General features: G+C 70.3%; 15 protein-coding genes and 1 pseudogene. 6 read left to right on the top strand and 10 right to left on the bottom strand.

The window, feature by feature from the left end; all coding sequences use genetic code 11:
- Positions 1–21 precede the first annotated feature (21 nt).
- Positions 22–252, top strand: coding sequence for a biotin/lipoyl-binding carrier protein (locus FrCorBMG51_RS09395; RefSeq protein ID WP_047222694.1), 231 nt, complete (start codon positions 22–24; stop codon positions 250–252).
- Positions 253–298: 46 nt separating this feature from the next.
- Here FrCorBMG51_RS09395 and bsaP read toward each other — a convergent pair whose 3' ends face one another.
- From bsaP to FrCorBMG51_RS09375, 4 genes and pseudogenes are all read right to left on the bottom strand, one after another.
- Complete coding sequence (bsaP, locus tag FrCorBMG51_RS34565; protein ID WP_476742138.1) at positions 299–652, bottom strand: biotin synthase auxiliary protein BsaP; 354 nt, start codon at positions 650–652, stop codon at positions 299–301.
- 178 nt (positions 653–830) lie between these two features.
- Complete coding sequence (bioB, locus tag FrCorBMG51_RS09385; RefSeq protein ID WP_047222692.1) at positions 831–1,952, bottom strand: biotin synthase BioB; 1,122 nt, start codon at positions 1,950–1,952, stop codon at positions 831–833.
- A 103-nt stretch (positions 1,953–2,055) separates the two neighbouring features.
- Positions 2,056–2,770, bottom strand: a pseudogene (gene bioD / locus FrCorBMG51_RS09380) (dethiobiotin synthase).
- Complete coding sequence (locus tag FrCorBMG51_RS09375; protein ID WP_047222691.1) at positions 2,767–3,966, bottom strand: 8-amino-7-oxononanoate synthase; 1,200 nt, start codon at positions 3,964–3,966, stop codon at positions 2,767–2,769. The pseudogene bioD and the gene FrCorBMG51_RS09375 overlap by 4 nt, the downstream one beginning before the upstream one ends.
- A gap of 310 nt (positions 3,967–4,276) precedes the next feature.
- Here FrCorBMG51_RS09375 and FrCorBMG51_RS09370 point away from each other — a divergent pair, with 310 nt between their 5' ends.
- On the top strand, positions 4,277–5,749 hold the full coding sequence (locus FrCorBMG51_RS09370; RefSeq protein WP_047222690.1) for a sensor histidine kinase: 1,473 nt from the start codon (positions 4,277–4,279) through the stop codon (positions 5,747–5,749).
- 270 nt (positions 5,750–6,019) lie between these two features.
- Here FrCorBMG51_RS09370 and FrCorBMG51_RS26555 read toward each other — a convergent pair whose 3' ends face one another.
- Positions 6,020–6,268 (bottom strand): WhiB family transcriptional regulator, encoded by a 249-nt coding sequence (locus FrCorBMG51_RS26555; RefSeq protein WP_013872459.1) that lies wholly within the window; start codon positions 6,266–6,268, stop codon positions 6,020–6,022.
- Between the two features lie 578 nt (positions 6,269–6,846).
- Here FrCorBMG51_RS26555 and FrCorBMG51_RS09360 point away from each other — a divergent pair.
- On the top strand, positions 6,847–7,581 hold the full coding sequence (locus FrCorBMG51_RS09360; RefSeq protein ID WP_047222689.1) for a glycerophosphodiester phosphodiesterase: 735 nt from the start codon (positions 6,847–6,849) through the stop codon (positions 7,579–7,581).
- 19 nt (positions 7,582–7,600) lie between these two features.
- Here FrCorBMG51_RS09360 and FrCorBMG51_RS09355 read toward each other — a convergent pair whose 3' ends face one another.
- Positions 7,601–8,623 carry a diacylglycerol/lipid kinase family protein gene (locus FrCorBMG51_RS09355; protein ID WP_047222688.1) on the bottom strand — a complete coding sequence of 341 codons (1,023 nt, stop codon included), beginning with the start codon at positions 8,621–8,623 and terminating at the stop codon, positions 7,601–7,603.
- A 175-nt stretch (positions 8,624–8,798) separates the two neighbouring features.
- On the opposite strand from FrCorBMG51_RS09355, the gene FrCorBMG51_RS09350 reads away from it, so the two are divergent.
- Positions 8,799–9,275, top strand: coding sequence for a hypothetical protein (locus tag FrCorBMG51_RS09350; protein WP_235433452.1), 477 nt, complete (start codon positions 8,799–8,801; stop codon positions 9,273–9,275).
- Positions 9,276–9,380: 105 nt separating this feature from the next.
- Here FrCorBMG51_RS09350 and FrCorBMG51_RS09345 read toward each other — a convergent pair whose 3' ends face one another.
- The 3 genes from FrCorBMG51_RS09345 to sodN form a co-directional block, all read right to left on the bottom strand.
- Positions 9,381–10,409, bottom strand: coding sequence for an RNA polymerase sigma factor SigF (locus FrCorBMG51_RS09345; protein WP_235433451.1), 1,029 nt, complete (start codon positions 10,407–10,409; stop codon positions 9,381–9,383).
- Positions 10,406–10,978: an anti-sigma factor gene (locus tag FrCorBMG51_RS09340; protein WP_047222687.1), complete on the bottom strand. Its 573-nt coding sequence runs from the start codon at positions 10,976–10,978 to the stop codon at positions 10,406–10,408. Before FrCorBMG51_RS09340 ends, FrCorBMG51_RS09345 begins: the two co-directional genes overlap by 4 nt.
- A gap of 542 nt (positions 10,979–11,520) precedes the next feature.
- Positions 11,521–11,916, bottom strand: coding sequence for a superoxide dismutase, Ni (sodN, locus tag FrCorBMG51_RS09335; RefSeq protein WP_013872465.1), 396 nt, complete (start codon positions 11,914–11,916; stop codon positions 11,521–11,523).
- A gap of 118 nt (positions 11,917–12,034) precedes the next feature.
- Between sodN and FrCorBMG51_RS09330 the strand changes: the two genes are divergently transcribed.
- Positions 12,035–12,391 carry a S24/S26 family peptidase gene (locus FrCorBMG51_RS09330; RefSeq protein ID WP_047222722.1) on the top strand — a complete coding sequence of 119 codons (357 nt, stop codon included), beginning with the start codon at positions 12,035–12,037 and terminating at the stop codon, positions 12,389–12,391.
- On the opposite strand, the gene rfbC is transcribed toward FrCorBMG51_RS09330, so the two are convergent.
- Positions 12,352–13,002: a dTDP-4-dehydrorhamnose 3,5-epimerase gene (gene rfbC, locus FrCorBMG51_RS09325; RefSeq protein ID WP_420848594.1), complete on the bottom strand. Its 651-nt coding sequence runs from the start codon at positions 13,000–13,002 to the stop codon at positions 12,352–12,354. The genes FrCorBMG51_RS09330 and rfbC overlap by 40 nt on opposite strands.
- 339 nt (positions 13,003–13,341) lie before the next feature.
- Between rfbC and FrCorBMG51_RS09320 the strand changes: the two genes are divergently transcribed.
- Positions 13,342–14,610, top strand: a complete 1,269-nt coding sequence (locus tag FrCorBMG51_RS09320) for an NAD(P)-dependent malic enzyme (protein WP_047222686.1) — start codon at positions 13,342–13,344, stop codon at positions 14,608–14,610.
- Positions 14,611–14,684: the final 74 nt, after the last annotated feature.

The raw sequence follows: 14,684 nt of genomic DNA, 5'->3' as shown, positions 1-14,684 counted from the left end.
TCGGAACAGGGAAGGGGAGCCGTGGCCGAGGAAGTTCGGGCTGAGATGGTGGCCAACGTGTGGAAGGTCGTGGTCGGTGTCGGGGACACCGTGTCGGCCGGTGACACGCTGGTGATTCTCGACTCCATGAAGATGGAGATCCCGGTACTCAGCGAGGACGGCGGCCTGGTCGCCCAGATCGCCGTGCGGGAAGGGGACGTCGTTCAGGAAGGCGATCTGATCGCCCTCCTCGACCAGCTTCCGGTGGCCTGACCGTCAGGCCTGTGACGAGCGGGCCCGGGGACGAGTGGGCTGGGGGTCAGCCCGCGATCGTGCCGTGTTCGACGCAGCTGGCCGTCCAGCCGGTCGGGGTGACCTGGACGATCATCCGCCGCCGGCAGGTCTGGCAGAACCGTGGCGGTTCCAGCAACCGGGCCTGGACGCAGCTGTCGTGCCCGCTGTCGGCCAGCGGCCGCCCGCACCGGTCGCAGAAGGTCGTCTCCGCCGCACCGGGTGACCCGGGGAGCGGGCTGCGTCGGACCTCCCGGATCGGCTGTGCCGGTCCGGGAGGGGCCCCGAGGGCGACAGAAGCATGATCAGGCTGCCGGCGGTCTGTCGGCGCCCCGGGTGCGGCAGAAGCGTGATCGTGGCGCCTCTGACCCTCGGTAGTCATGCTTCCGAGGGTAGAACATCGAGCGGCCCAGCCGATGTTCTACCCTCGGTCGTTCTACCCGGACCCGCCGGCCCGCCACCCACCACCGCGCGGCCGGTCGCGGCTCCACCGGCGCGCCCTGCGCCTCGGTCGTCCCGGTCGTTGCGGTCCGGCCCGCAACGACCGGGACGACCTGTGATCAGAACGTGGACTGCATGGACTTGATGGGCATCTTCAGGTCGGCGAGCATTTCAAGATCTGCCTCGGCGGGCCGTCCCAGCGTGGTGAGGTAGTTGCCGACGATGACCGCGTTGATGCCGCCGAGCATCCCGTCGACAGCGAGATCGCCAAGAGTGATCTCGCGTCCGCCGGCGTAGCGCAGGATGGTGCGCGGCAGCGCGAGCCGGAACGCGGCGATGGTGCGCAACGCCTCCTTCGGGCCGACCACCGGAAGATCGGCGAACGGTGTGCCCGGCCGCGGGTTGAGGAAGTTCAGCGGGACCTCGTCGGGTTCCAGCGCGGCGAGCTGGCCGGCGAGTTCGGCTCGCTGCTCCAGCGTCTCACCGACCCCGATGATGGCGCCGCAGCACAGCTCCATGCCGGCGGCCCGCACCATCTCGCAGGTGTCCCACCGCTCCTGCCAGCTGTGCGTGGTCACGACCTGGGGGAAGTGCGAGCGTGCCGTCTCCAGGTTGTGGTTGTAGCGGTGGACGCCCAGCGCGGCGAGCTCGTCCACCTGTTCCTGGGTGAGCATCCCGAGCGAGCAGGCGATGTTGATGTCGACGGCGGCGCGGATCGCCTCGACCCCCGCCCGGACCTGGCTCATCAGACGCTTGTCCGGTCCCCGGACGGCTGCGACGATGCAGAACTCGGTCGCGCCGGTCTCCCTGGTCGCCTTCGCGGCCTCGACCAGCGACGGGACGTCCAGCCAGACCGAGCGCACCGGTGAGTCGAACTTGCCGGACTGGGAGCAGAAGTGGCAGTCCTCCGGGCAACCGCCGGTCTTGAGGCTGACGATCCCCTCGACCTCGACTTCCGGGCCGCACCAGCGCATCCGCACCTCGTGCGCCAGCGCCAGCGCCTCGCCGATCCGGTCTTCGTCGAGCCGTAGCACCTGAAGGGTCTGTTCGGTGGAGAGCCCCTGGCCATGCTCCAGCACCTGCTCACGGGCGACCTGGAGGATGTCGGTGACCGGCGCGTTCCCGCCGGGTCGCCCGACGGCTGTCGGCTGGTCGACTGCTGGTTGGTCAGCCGCCGACCGGGCCGGTGTCGGCGGTTGCGTCGGCGAGGGCACGGGCACGGTGACTACTGACGGCGGCAAAGCGGTCTCCCTGTGGTAGGTAGGTTACGGACCGTCGATTCGTCCGAGGATCCGGGTGGCCCAGGTCCGCGAGGTCCCCGGGATGGCTGACGAACCGAGAGAGTCACGGTCTGTGACTCTCTCGGAAGTCGTGGGCGTTGAAGGTGCCGCCGAGAGCGGGCGCCAGGCAGGCCCGGGCGGTGGCGCGAAACGCCGCGGCGTCGGTGTGCCCCGCCCCCGCTGGCACCGCTCCGGCGAGTGGACGCGCGGCAAGCATTTCCATGTCCACGATGTTCGAGCGACAGGCGAGATCGGGGCTGGCCGGCCAGGAGCCGATGACGAGCCCGGCGAGTTCCAGCCCACGGTTGGCCAGCGCCTCCAGGGTCAGCGCGGTGGTGTTGAGCGAGCCGAGCCCGGCCTCGCTGACCAGCAGCACCGGCGCGGCCAGCGTACGGGCGAGGTCGGCAACGGTGCTGCCCTCGTCGTCGTAGCGGACCAGCAGCCCGCCGGCACCCTCCACCAGGACGAGCCGGTGGCGCTCGGCGAGCTCGCCCACATGCCGGGCGACGTCGCCGAGCTCCACCGGGGTACGCCGGTNGGCGGGCCGCGGCAGCCGGCGACAGCGCCGCCGGGAACCGGGCGTACTCGTACAGCTCCTCGACCCCGGACAGGGCGCGCACATGGTCGAGGTCGCCGGGCTCACCGGGCTCGACGCCGGTCTGGGCGGCCTTCACCACGGCGACGTCGATGCCCCGATCCCGGGCGAGGGTGGCCACCGCCGCGGTGACGACCGTCTTCCCGACCCCCGTCCCGGTCCCCGTCACCACGAGGACCGTCATCCGGGACAGCCGGGTGCGCCGATGGCCGCGGCGAAGGCGTCGGCGGCCCGGGCCAGGTCGGTGGCGGTGAGGTTGGCGCGGGCCGCGACCCGCAGCCGGCTCGTGCCCGGGGGCACGGTCGGGGGGCGGAAGCAGCCGACGGCCACCCCGTGCGCACGGCAGATCTCCGTCGCCCGCACCGCGCGTTCCGGTTCACCGAGGACGACCGAGACGACCGCGCCGGCCGGTCGGGGCGCGCCGGTGAGGTCGGCCAGGTGGCGGGCGTGCCGTCGGACGCCGTCCGCGAGATCCGGGGTGGTGGTGAGGATTCCGAGCGCGGCGAGCGCCGCGCCGGCGCAGGCCGGCGCCAGGCCGGTGTCGAAGATGAACGTGCGGGCGGTGTCGATGAGGTGCGCGCGTACGGCTGGCGGGCCCAGCACGGCACCGCCCTGGCTGCCCAGCGCCTTGGACAGGGTGACGGTGGCGACCACGTCCGGCTCGCCGGCGAGCCCGGCGTCCGCGAGCGCGCCTCGCCCGCCGGGGCCGACGACGCCGAGACTGTGGGCCTCGTCCACGACCAGCAGCGCGCCGCGGGAGCGGACGACCGTGTGCAGCGCGGCCAGCGGGGCCAGATCGCCGTCGGCGGAGAACACCGAGTCGGTGACCACGACCGCGTGTTGCCACGACCGTTCGGCCAGCGCCGCGTCGACCGCTTCGACGTCGGCGTGCGGGACGATGATCACTTGTGCCCGGGACAGCCGGCAGGCGTCCACCAGTGACGCGTGGTTGCGCTCGTCCGAGACGATGAGGTCCTCGGGCCCGGTGAGCGAGGTGAGCACACCCAGGTTGGCCGCATACCCGGAGGCGAAGACCAGCGCCGCGGCGAAGCCGGTGTGCTCGGCGAGGGCGTCTTCAAGGTCGCCGTGCAGGGTGGTCGTCCCGGTGACCAGCCGGCTCCCGGTGGAGCCCGCACCCCAGGTGCGCAGTGCCCGCACCCCGCCCTCGATCACCTCGGGGTGGCGGGACAGGCCCAGGTAGTCGTTGCCGGCCAGGTCCAGCAGGCGGGTGGGATCCCCGCGTGCCGGGTCGCCCGGCGCCCCTGAGTCGGGCGCACGTGGGCGCACGACCCGGCGCAGCCCGGCCTCTTCCCGGCGCCGGGCATGGCTGTCCAGCCAGCCAAGCGGATCGGCGACCGCCTTGGTGGTATGCGGATGCACACCAGGAAGCCTAGGTCAAAGGCGACGCGATCATGGTTTTCGTGTTGCCGGAGACACGCAAGTCGGTCCGTCGAAGGCAGCGCGATCGTGGTTTGTCGCGCTGCCGGAGACGCTCAGCTGGCTCGCTCGAAGGCAGCGCGATCGTGGTTTGTCGCGCTGCCGGAGACACAAAGCCGCTGGCGTCAGAGATGATTCGATCATGATTTTCGCGTTGTCGGGAGAGTGGCCGGATCATGGCGGTGCCGGGATCCGGGAAAGCTGATCGGGCACACATGCTCCGAGCCGGCGCCGCGTCTGGCAGTCTGCCTGCGTGGGAACGCTGGCGGACCTTCTACGCGAGAGCACCGATCTTGGTGCGGACGACATCGACCACCTGCACGCCCTGGTGGCCGACTGGGCGCTGTTGGCCGACCTGTCCTTCGCGGACCTGCTGCTGCTCGTGCCCAGCCGGGCCACGGCGGCCCGCGGCGGAGCCGGCCCGGGGGCCGAGTTCCTGGTGGTCGCGCAGGTGCGGCCGACCACCGGGCCGACGGCGTACCACAACGACGAGGTCGGCAGCGTTGTGATCAACAGGTGGGTGGTGCAGAACTCGTGGCGCGAGCGCCGGATCGCCCGTGAGGGTGAGCCGGAATGGGACGGCGGGGTGCCGGTGCGTACCGAGGCGATTCCGGTCCTGCACTCCGACCGGGTCATCGCCGTGCTGGCGCGGGACACCAACCTGGCCACCACCCGGACGCCGAGCGCGCTGGAGTCGGCGTACCTGCAGTGCGCGAACAACCTGGCACTGATGATCGCCGAGGGGGCGTTCCCGTTCCGGGGCAGCAACGCCGAGTTGCCCGAGGCGCCGCGCGTCGGTGACGGGATGCTGCGTCTGGACGGCTCGGGGAAGGTCATTTTCGCCAGTCCGAACGCGCTGTCGGCGTACCGCCGCCTCGGTTACACCGGCAACGTCACCGGTGAGGACCTGCGCTCGGTGCACCGGACGCTGAACCTGCCCGCGACCACGCCGGCCGTGTGGCACGCGATCGGGCGTCGCCGGCCGGTCGAGGTGGAGCTCGCGGTCGGGAGCACGGTGGTGCTGCTGCGCGCGATCCCGCTGTTTCCCGGCGCCACCCGTGAGGTGCTGGTCCTCGTCCGCGATGTCTCGGATCTGCGGCGCCGGGAGGCGCAGCTGCTGAGCAAGGACGCGACCATCCGCGAGATCCACCATCGGGTGAAGAACAACCTGCAGACGGTCGCGGCCCTGTTGCGCCTGCAGATGCGTCGTACCAAGGTGGACGAGGCACGCCTGGCATTGCGGGAGTCGGTGCGGCGGGTGACTTCGATCGCCGTCGTGCACGAGACCCTTTCGCAGAGCCTCGGCGAGTCGGTGCCCTTCGACGAGATCGCCGACCAGATCACATCGGTGACAGTGGATCTGGCTTCGACCGGGACCCGGGCGAGCACGACCCGCAGGGGATCGTTCGGCCGGCTGCCCGGTGAGCTTGCCACGCCGCTGGCACTTGTGCTTTCCGAGCTTCTACAGAATGCCGTCGAACATGCGTTCGATGGTTCCGCTGGTTCGATCGAGCTGCGGGTCCGGCGGTATCCCGACCGGCTGGACGTGGTGGTCGCCGACAACGGCGCCGGGTTGCCTGAGGACTTCCAGTTGGAGCACTCTCCCCGGCTCGGTCTGCAGATCGTGCGCCAGCTCGTCCTCGGTGAGATGCAGGGAGCAATCCGTCTTCAGGCGGGAGCGGAGCGTGGCACCGAGGCCCTGCTCTCCATCCCGTTGCGGGACTGAAAAATTTTTCCAAGATCGGTGTTATGAGGACCGTCGAGGTGGGTACAGCACCACCGTGCCTGGCGCCGTCCCACCCCGTCCTGGCCTGTCGTTTCCTGCCGTCTCAACACCGGTACAGCGAGTTCCGTCGGCTTCGCTGGCAAACGATGCGGACACGGACAGGAGCAGCTCCAAGGCGCACGACAGCACCCCGGTGACCGATACCTCACGGCATGGCCATCTGGGAAGTCGTCGTACGGCTCGAGCTGGTGTGGTGCTGGTGGATACTGCTCAGGCGGTGCGAACGCGGGTGCGCGCTGGGCGTTTGAGCGCTCGGCGTTCATCCTCGCTCAAACCGCCCCAGACCCCGGAGTCCTGCCCGGTGTCAAGAGCCCAGCTCAAGCAATCACTTGTCACAGCACACCGCCGGCAGACGGCCTTTGCTTCTTCGACCTGGCGTTCAGCCGGACCGGTAGTACCGATCGGGAAGAAGAGCTCGGGATCCTCGTCGCGACAGAGCGCTCTGTGGCGCCAGTCCATGCGTACAACTCCCTCTCTCGTCTCGGGCCACACTGCACGTGAGACGCTTTACGAGCCGCCACGGTTGTGTCGCACTTTCCGGCGGCCAAACGGCTGCCGGGTCCGCGCGGCTTCTCGATCTTTCAACCGGATGCACCGTCGCGTGTGAACCCGAGGTGTGTGGGTCCATCCACCTCGGACATTCGCCACCCTCCCACCGCAACTGGCATGGGCGCAAGGACCTGCAAGTGGCTTCCCGCCCCTTACCGACCCCTGACCACCTGGCTTCGTCCGTTAGAGACACAGGTGGACCACTCTTTGCGGCGGATCAGACGACAGCGACACACAGACCGTCCTAGTACCGCCAACTCAGTGAACACGCACGCCCGGCAGAGGCGGACAACATGCCGAATTGGCATTCGAGGTTGTCATCCTGGGTTTCTCGCTCAGTTCCCGAGTCCGGGCCTCCCGGATCTCTGGCTGGCTTCCGGCTCATGGGCGTACCAAGCCGTGATCACGCCGCTTTTGGCGTTTCGACGCAGCTGGCCTCGGCGGCCCTGGCGTTACCGGGGGCGTGGCCGTGATGGCATCGTTGGCGCATGCAGGTTCTTGGTCACCGCGGTAGCCGGGTTCCCGGTCCGGAGAACACATCTGAGGCGGTGGACGCCGCGTTGCGCGCCGGCGCTGATGGTATCGAAGTGGACGTACGGCGCAGCGCCGACGGGGATCTGGTCTGCGTCCATGATCCTCGGCTGCCGGGGCGGCTGACCGGCCGGGCCGTGATACGCCGGACGACCCGCGAGCTCACCGGTCTGGGTGTGCCCACCCTGGCCGAGATCCTCGACGCCTGGGACGGCCGCGGCCGCCTCGTCCTCGAGATCAAGAATCAGCCGGGCCAGCCCGACTTCGACGCCCCCCGGGAACGGACCGCCCGGGCCCTGGTCGAACTCCTGCGCTCCCGTGGGCTCACCCGGACCTCCGGCGGCGCGTCCGGGGCCGTGACCGTCTCCTCGTTCGACTGGTTCGCGATCGAGGCGGTGCGCGACGCCGGGATCGGCGTGTCCACCGCGTTCCTCACCATGCCGCGGATGTCGGTCAGCGGCGGCATCGCCTATGTGCGCTCCGCCGGCCATCAGGAGCTGCACGCCCACATCTCCTCGGTGCTCGGCTCCCCGGACGTGCCCGAACGGGCCCGGGCAGCCGGCGTGGGCCTGGTGACCTGGACGGTCACCTCGGTGCGGGACGCCGACCGGCTGCGGGCCGCCGGTGTGGACGGGGTGATCTGCGACGACCCGGCCGAGGTCGTCCGAGGACTGGGCCGGGGAGCGGCCTGAGCGGACGTTCGCGTCCGTCTCAGACGATGACGCGCAGCGCCCTCGGCTCGGATCGCAGCGTCACCTGAGCCTGCGGGCCGATGTACTCGCCGTCCATCTGGAACGGCAGCTCGCGCGCGGCCGTCAACGTGATCGTGTGCTGGTCGTGCAGCGCACGGACGTTCTTGCCGTGGGGGCCTCGAGCGCTGTGCAGCATCTGCAGGCCGGCGTGGGCCGTCCGCGCGAGCGTCAGCCGGCGCAGGCCGAGAAGATCCAGGCCGGTGTCGAACGAGGCCGCCGGACAGGCACGTACCAGCCGGGAGTCGAGATACGTCCAGGGCGTCGTGTTGCACACCACGACGGCCTGGACGGTGCCGGGCCGCGCGGTGCCCGGGTCGGCACCGTCGGCGGCTGCCCCGGCTGCCCCGGCTGCCCTGGCTGCCCCGGCGGTCTGGCCCGGTTCGTCGGTGGTGATGGTGATGGGCGGACGGTGGCGCCCGGCGCCACGGACGAACTGCCCGAGTGCCGAGCGCAGGTACAGCCCCGGGGTGTTGCGGCGTCCGCGTACCCGCTTGCGCTCCACCCGTTCGACCACGGCCGCGTCCACGCCGAGGCCGGCGCAGAACATGAACCAGCGGGACTGGCTGATGCCCGACCGGCTGGTGAAGGTGGCGTGCCCGAGGCCGATCCGGCGACTGCGGCCTTCGCGCAGTGCCTCCAGGAGTTCTCCGGTGGCCTCCACCGGGGAGGCGGAGTAGCCGAGCGCGCGGGCGAAGACGTTGGTGCTCCCACCGGGCACCACAGCCAGCGCGGGCGCGCCCGGAACCGGCCCCGCCCGCAGGAGACCGTTGGCGATCTCGTTGACCGTTCCGTCGCCGCCGAAGGCGACGACGAGGTCGACACCGGCGTCGGTGGCGCGCTCGGCGAGTTCGATGGCGTGGCCGCGGCCCTTGGTGGCGACGGTCTCCAGGTGCAGATCGGCGGCCAGGGCACTGACCAGGACATCCCGGATGCGCTGGGTCGTAGCCGTGGCGAGGGGGTTAACGACCAGCAGCGCACGCATGATGTCTACGTTAGCCGTTCAGGGCTTTCCAGGCGTCATGACGTAATTCTTGCCACCGGTGGAATCCCGTGACCGGTGGAATCCCGACGCCGGCGGACATCCGCGTGTCAGGTGGGGGCCCGTCAGGCATACCCACCGGGGTTACGTGGCCGTGGGGAACACGTACTGTCGGCATGTGGGTTCCAGGGCTGGATCCGAGCGGATCATACCGACGCCGGCGGGCGGTCGACAACACGACGATGCCCGGCATGGCGCCCGGCGTGCCGTACGCGCGTTGCGGGCCGCCGTGGTACTGCTGGCCGCCGAGGGGCTGTTACTCGTCTCCCTCGGCGTCTTTCTGGTGGTGCGGGGTTTCGGCGCGGACACCGACGACCGGGGCCGGGCCGAGCTCGGCGGCCTGTTCGCGGTTGTCGCCGGAGTTGTTCTGTGGCTGCTCACATGGGCGTTGCTCGCGCGCCGACAGTGGGCCCGTTCTCCGCTTGTTGTTGTTCAAATTTTGTGTATTCCGGTTGCTGTTGGCCTTCTGCAGGCCCACCGCTATGGCGAGGGTGTCCCGCTGGTCGTGGTCCCGGTCGGGGTGCTGGTGCTGATCGGTCTGGCCGGTGCCTACCGCCCGCACCAGCCCACGGGCCCGGGTGGTTCCTCTGAATGACCTGGCACGATCTGGCACGAGCGGGCCACCGCCGCCGGGGGCGGCCCGCTCGGCCGGGAGCGAGGGGGCCGAGCGGCAGCCGCCTGGCCGCGCGGTGAACGCTCGTCAGGTGTCGTCCAGCAGGCCGCGGCGCAGTTGGGCCAGCGTGCGGGCGAGCAGCCGCGAGACGTGCATCTGGGAGATCCCGAGCTCGGTGGCGATCTGCGACTGGGTCATGTTGCCGAAGAACCGCAGCAGCAGGATGCGCTTCTCCCGTGGGGGCAGCTTCTCCAGCAGCGGCTTGAGCGACTCCCGGTACTCGACTCCCTCGAGGGACTCGTCCTGGACGCCCAGGGTGTCGGCCACCGCCGGGGCCTCGTCGTCGCCGGAGTCCGGTGCGTCCAGGGAGACCGCCGAGTAGGCGTTGGCGGACTCCAGGCCCTCCAGCACCTCCTCCTCGCTCATCTGGAGATGAGCCGCGATCTCGCTGACCGTCGGTGAGCGGCCGAGCGTCTGGGAGAGTTCCGAGGTGGCCTTGGTCAGCGCCAGCTTGAGTTCCTGGAGCCGCCGCGGGACCCGGATCGCCCAGCCCTTGTCCCGGAAGTGCCGTTTGATCTCGCCGACGATCGTCGGCGTCGCGTAGGTGGAGAACTCCACGCCACGCTCGGGATCGAAGCGGTCCACCGACTTGATCAGGCCGATCGTCGCCACCTGGGTCAGATCGTCCAGGGGCTCGCCGCGGTTGCGGAAACGGCGCGCGAGGTACTCGACGAGCGGCAGGTGCATCCGGACGAGCTGGTCGCGGATCTCGGCTCGCTGCTGGTCCCCCTCGGGAAGGGCGACCAGTTGGGTGAACAGCTCCCGGGCACGCACCCGGTCGTTGGTCTCACCGGGATGGTCATGGCCGGAATGACCGGCGTCGGCATCGGGGTTGGAGTGATCATTTTTGGGATGGCCCTGGGCCGCGACCGTCGCCCGCCTGGGCGAGCGTGGCGTCAGGGCGGCCTCCGCCACCGGCGTGCCGGGCGACGTCTCGTCCGTGGCCTCCTCGTCCGCGGCGAGGAAAAGATCGTGGCTGTCGTCGAGAAAGGCCTTCGAGCGTTGCCTGGTCGTGGCCACGGCGTCCTGAAACGGTCGGGTACGCCCTGCGGTCACGGCGTGCCCACCGGTCCGGTGGCCGGCGCGCCGGCGTTCTCGGTCCACGGTGCCATGGGGGCCGCTGCCGCGGGCGCTGGTGTTTCGGGCGCCGCGGCCCGGGGACTGTGGATGTGTTCCTCGGGTATCCCGCGTCGCTTGCGTAGCACGATGGTGACTCGCGAGTCCGCGTCCACGGAAGAGGACACCTCGTCGGCCAGCGCGGTCAGGACCGTCCAGGCGAACGTCTCGACGGACGGTGGCTCGCCGTCCAGGCTGAGCACCGTGACCGAGACGTCGATGACGCCGGGGGAGAGCTCGAAGGTGCATTCCAGGCCCGAACCGGGAACGGCCGACAGCAGCAGCAGAGCGCATGCCTCGTCGACGGCGATCCGCAGGTCCTCGATGTCGTCGAGGGTGAAGTCCGCGCGGGCCGCCAGCGATGCCGTGGCGGTCCGCAGGACCGACAGGTAGGCACTCGCGGCGGGCAGGGTGAGCTGGACGACGTCTCGCAGCCGTCCACCGGGGACCCCTGTCCCGGGGACACCGCCCTGACCGCTGGTGGTTTCGGTCCTCGGCGTTGTGTCCACGGTGTTACCCCCTTGTGTGCCTTGTGATTCCGTATCCCATTTGATCTCTTGACCCCCACCTGGGCAGCGGTCGTGCCGGTCAAGGCTGGAGACGTCCGTGCCCAGTTCATGCCACGTGGAGACCACCGTACCCAGTGCCGAGGCGCCACCGCAGGTCGGGTGATCGATTCTGAGGATTGTGTGGGTGATGCCGACTACGTCCCGTCGTCGTTCGGGGATGCTCCTGCCCGCGGGCTCCGGCCGGAGCCGGGATTGTGATCAGCAGTAGTGGCAGCGTGCTCTGTGGCATGCTCCGCGGCCAGCCTGGTAGATCTTCCGGTCCGGTAGATCTTCATTGTCGCGACCGGCCGGGCCGGGCCGTATCGCGCAGAGCCCGGTTCCCCGGGCCACCAGCGAGCCGGCAACAGGCAGTCATGCTTGTTCCGGTCATGCCAACTCGTGGTGCCGGAAGCCCGGGTTCCCGGATCCCTGCGCGGAGGTTACGCGGCCCACATGGCCCACACGTGTGGCCTGGATGTGGGTGTCCCGCGCGGCCATGCGGCCTATGCGGCCTTGGTCTCCCAGAAGATCGTGGAGATCCGCTCGATGAGGTCGAGCAGTTTCTGCCCGTCGGCCGGGTCGACCGAGCCCTTGGCGCCGGCCGCCCCGGCCGCCTTGGTGGCCTGCCAGAACAGGTCGTGGAGCTCGGGGTACTTCTCGAGGTGGTTGGGCTTGAAGTAATCGGTCCACAGCACCCACAGGTGCTGCTTGACCAGGTCCGCCCGCTCCTCCTTGATGGTCAGGGCGCGAGCGCGGAAGGCCGGGTCGTCGTTGCTCTGGTATTTCTCCTGGATCGCCTTCACGGACTGCGCTTCGATCTTCGCCTGGGCCGGGTCGTAGACTCCACAGGGCAGATCACAGTGGGCGCTGACCGTTGTCTTCGGACGTAGGAGGCTCATGCTGCCATCCCTTCTCGTCTCGTTGGACGCCTGAGGCAACTCTCGGGTGGGTGCGCATGCCGCCTGGTCGAAGGCCGGGACGCCGCGGACGTGCCCCAGCGGCCCTCGGATGGTGTCGATGCATGGCTCCACCTTGTGGCAACTTACCCGGGTGGGCCGACATGTTGCCGTGCGGATGGTCTCCGTCAGCGGCCGCTCCATGACACCGACGCTGCGGGACGGGGACGCGTGCGTGGTCCTGTGGGGAATGTCGCCACGAGTGGGTGACGTGGTCGTCGCACGGTTACCCGGCCGTGGGCTCGGGGTGAAACGGGCCGCCTTCGTCGAGCCGGACGGGTCGTGGTGGCTGCGATCCGACAACGTGGCGGCCGGCACCGACAGCGCGACGTTCGGCTCGGTCCCGGCCGAGGACGTGCTGGGCCGGGTGATCGCACGTTACTGGCCGCGGCCCGCCTGGATCCGCAGGGTCTCGTAGTAGGCCGTGCACGCGCTGTAGGACGGCAGCAGGCCGGCGGCCTCCGCCTCCTTCAGCGACGGAGCCCGCGCGTCCTTCTCGGACAGCAGCGGAGTCACGTCCCGCGGCCAGGGCAGCGTCAGGTCGGGGTCGAGCGGGTCGATGCCGTACTCGCGCGCGGGGCTGTAGGGCGTCGAACAGATGTACGATATCGCCGCGTTGTCGGTGAGCGCCATGAAGGAGTGGCCGAGTCCTTCGGCGAGGTAGAGGCCCTTGCGGTCCACGTCGTCGAGCAGCACCGCCTGGTGCGTTCCGTATGTCGGCGAACCGAGCCGGATGTCGACCACACAGTCGAGAACCCGGCCATGGACGCAGGTGACGTACTTGGCCTGGCTGGGCGGTACGGCGGCGTAGTGGATGCCGCGCAGCGTCCCGCGCCGGCTCACGCTGTGGTTCGCCTGGGCGAGGTGGAGCGGGTGGCCGACCGCCTCGACCACGGTCTCGGACCGGAACCACTCCAGAAAGGTGCCCCGGTCGTCGGTGTGCTGGCGGGGGGTGAACACCCAGGCGCCGGCTATCTCGAGTTCGTGAACCTCCACGAACGCGCACCGTACCCGGTAACGATGCCCCATGGGGGCCAATGCGCCCCCACCTGCCAGGTGGGCATCCCGGCCGGCGCACGAGGACCACGCCGGCCAGCGCCGGCCATCGCTGATCGCCGCTGATCGCTGCTGGTCACCGTTGGTCCGTGCCTGTTCCGGTATCGATCCATTGGTGTTCCGGTACGCCGGGCCGGCCACAAAAACTATTCGGGACACCCGGGGCACGCGCATGCTTCAGTCGAGGACATGGGGTGTCCGCGCAGGAGGCGGCGGGGCCCGCATGTCATATTGGAAGGCATCCCCGGGCGATCCCCGGACCTGCCGTCCACGCCTCCCACCCGTCGAGGCATCTCGTCCGAGGGAGTAGTGATGACTGCCACAACCGATCATTCTGTCAACCAGGCCGTTCCCGACGCGCTGGGGGATCTGCCGCCGGCCGTGCCCCGGCCCGCCGTCGAGTCGGATGGGCCGGGGTCGCTGGCCCGTGACATCGACCCCGTGTTCACCCTGCACAGGGGTGGCAAGATCGGCATTGCGCTGACCGTCCCGCTGAACGACCGGGAGGATCTTTCGCTTGCCTACACCCCCGGGGTCGCGCGGGTCTGCACGGCCATCGCGGACGAGCCGGGCCTGGCGGACGACTTCACCTGGCGGTCGAACGTCGTCGCGGTGGTGACCGACGGCACCGCCGTGCTGGGGCTGGGCAACATCGGCCCGGCCGCGGCCCTGCCGGTCATGGAGGGCAAGGCGGCGCTGTTCAAACAGTTCGCCGGGGTGGACGCGATCCCGATCTGCCTGGACTGCACCGACACCGAGCAGATCGTGGAGACGGTCGCCCGGCTGGCGCCCAGTTTCGGCGGCATCAACCTGGAGGACATCTCCGCGCCGCGCTGCTTCGCCGTCGAACGGCTGCTCCAGGACCGTCTCGACATCCCGGTCTTCCATGACGACCAGCACGGGACGGCGATCGTGGCGCTCGCCGCGCTGGAGAACGCGGCGCGGCTGACCGGCCGGCGGTTGGACGACCTGCGCGCGGTGGTCTCCGGCGCGGGCGCCGCGGGCCTGGCGGTGACCCGTATCCTGCTCGCCGCCGGCATCGGGGACATCGCGGTCGGTGACAGCCGGGGGATCCTGCACCCGGACCGGGCCGATCTCACCCCGGTCAAGGCGGAGATCGCGGCCACGACCAACCGAGCCGGGATCTCCGGTTCGATCAACGCCGCGCTGGCCGGGGCGGACGTCTTCCTCGGCCTGTCCTCGGGCACGGTGCCCGAGGCGGCCGTGGCCTCGATGGCGCCGGACTCGATCGTGTTCGCGATGGCGAACCCCGACCCCGAGGTCGATCCGGAGGTCGCGCGCCGGCATGCCCGGGTCGTCGCCACCGGGCGCAGCGACTACCCGAACCAGATCAACAATGTGCTGGCCTTCCCCGGTGTGTTCCGCGGGGCGCTGGACGTGCGCGCGAGCCGGATCACCGAGTCGATGAAGCTGGCGGCGGCGGACGCGCTCGCCGCTGTGATCGCGGACGAGCTGACCGAGGAGCACATCATCCCGAGCGTTTTCGACGACCGGGTGGCGCCGGCGGTCGCCGCCGCGGTGGCCCGCCAGGCACACGCCGACGGGGTGGCCCGCCGGTAGACGCACCACGCGCCGCTGGTGGATGTGCTGTCGGCCGGCGCGTGGCCGGTGGCGCGTGGGGCCCCCGGCCGGGG

The organism is Protofrankia coriariae (assembly GCF_001017755.1).
Taxonomy (GTDB): domain Bacteria; phylum Actinomycetota; class Actinomycetes; order Frankiales; family Frankiaceae; genus Protofrankia; species Protofrankia coriariae.
This window is presented reverse-complemented; position numbering and strand designations above follow the sequence as displayed.

Bases quoted from the DNA above. Each gene is read 5' to 3' on its own strand.
- bsaP (WP_476742138.1), bottom strand. From the start codon at position 652: ATGACTACCGAGGGTCAGAGGCGCCACGATCACGCTTCTGCCGCACCC.
- FrCorBMG51_RS26555 (WP_013872459.1), bottom strand. From the start codon at position 6,268: ATGGACTGGCGCCACAGAGCGCTCTGTCGCGACGAGGATCCCGAGCTC.
- FrCorBMG51_RS09360 (WP_047222689.1), top strand. From the start codon at position 6,847: ATGCAGGTTCTTGGTCACCGCGGTAGCCGGGTTCCCGGTCCGGAGAAC.
- FrCorBMG51_RS09355 (WP_047222688.1), bottom strand. From the start codon at position 8,623: ATGCGTGCGCTGCTGGTCGTTAACCCCCTCGCCACGGCTACGACCCAG.
- sodN (WP_013872465.1), bottom strand. From the start codon at position 11,916: ATGAGCCTCCTACGTCCGAAGACAACGGTCAGCGCCCACTGTGATCTG.
- FrCorBMG51_RS09330 (WP_047222722.1), top strand. From the start codon at position 12,035: ATGCATGGCTCCACCTTGTGGCAACTTACCCGGGTGGGCCGACATGTT.
- rfbC (WP_420848594.1), bottom strand. From the start codon at position 13,002: ATGGGGCATCGTTACCGGGTACGGTGCGCGTTCGTGGAGGTTCACGAA.
- FrCorBMG51_RS09320 (WP_047222686.1), top strand. From the start codon at position 13,342: ATGACTGCCACAACCGATCATTCTGTCAACCAGGCCGTTCCCGACGCG.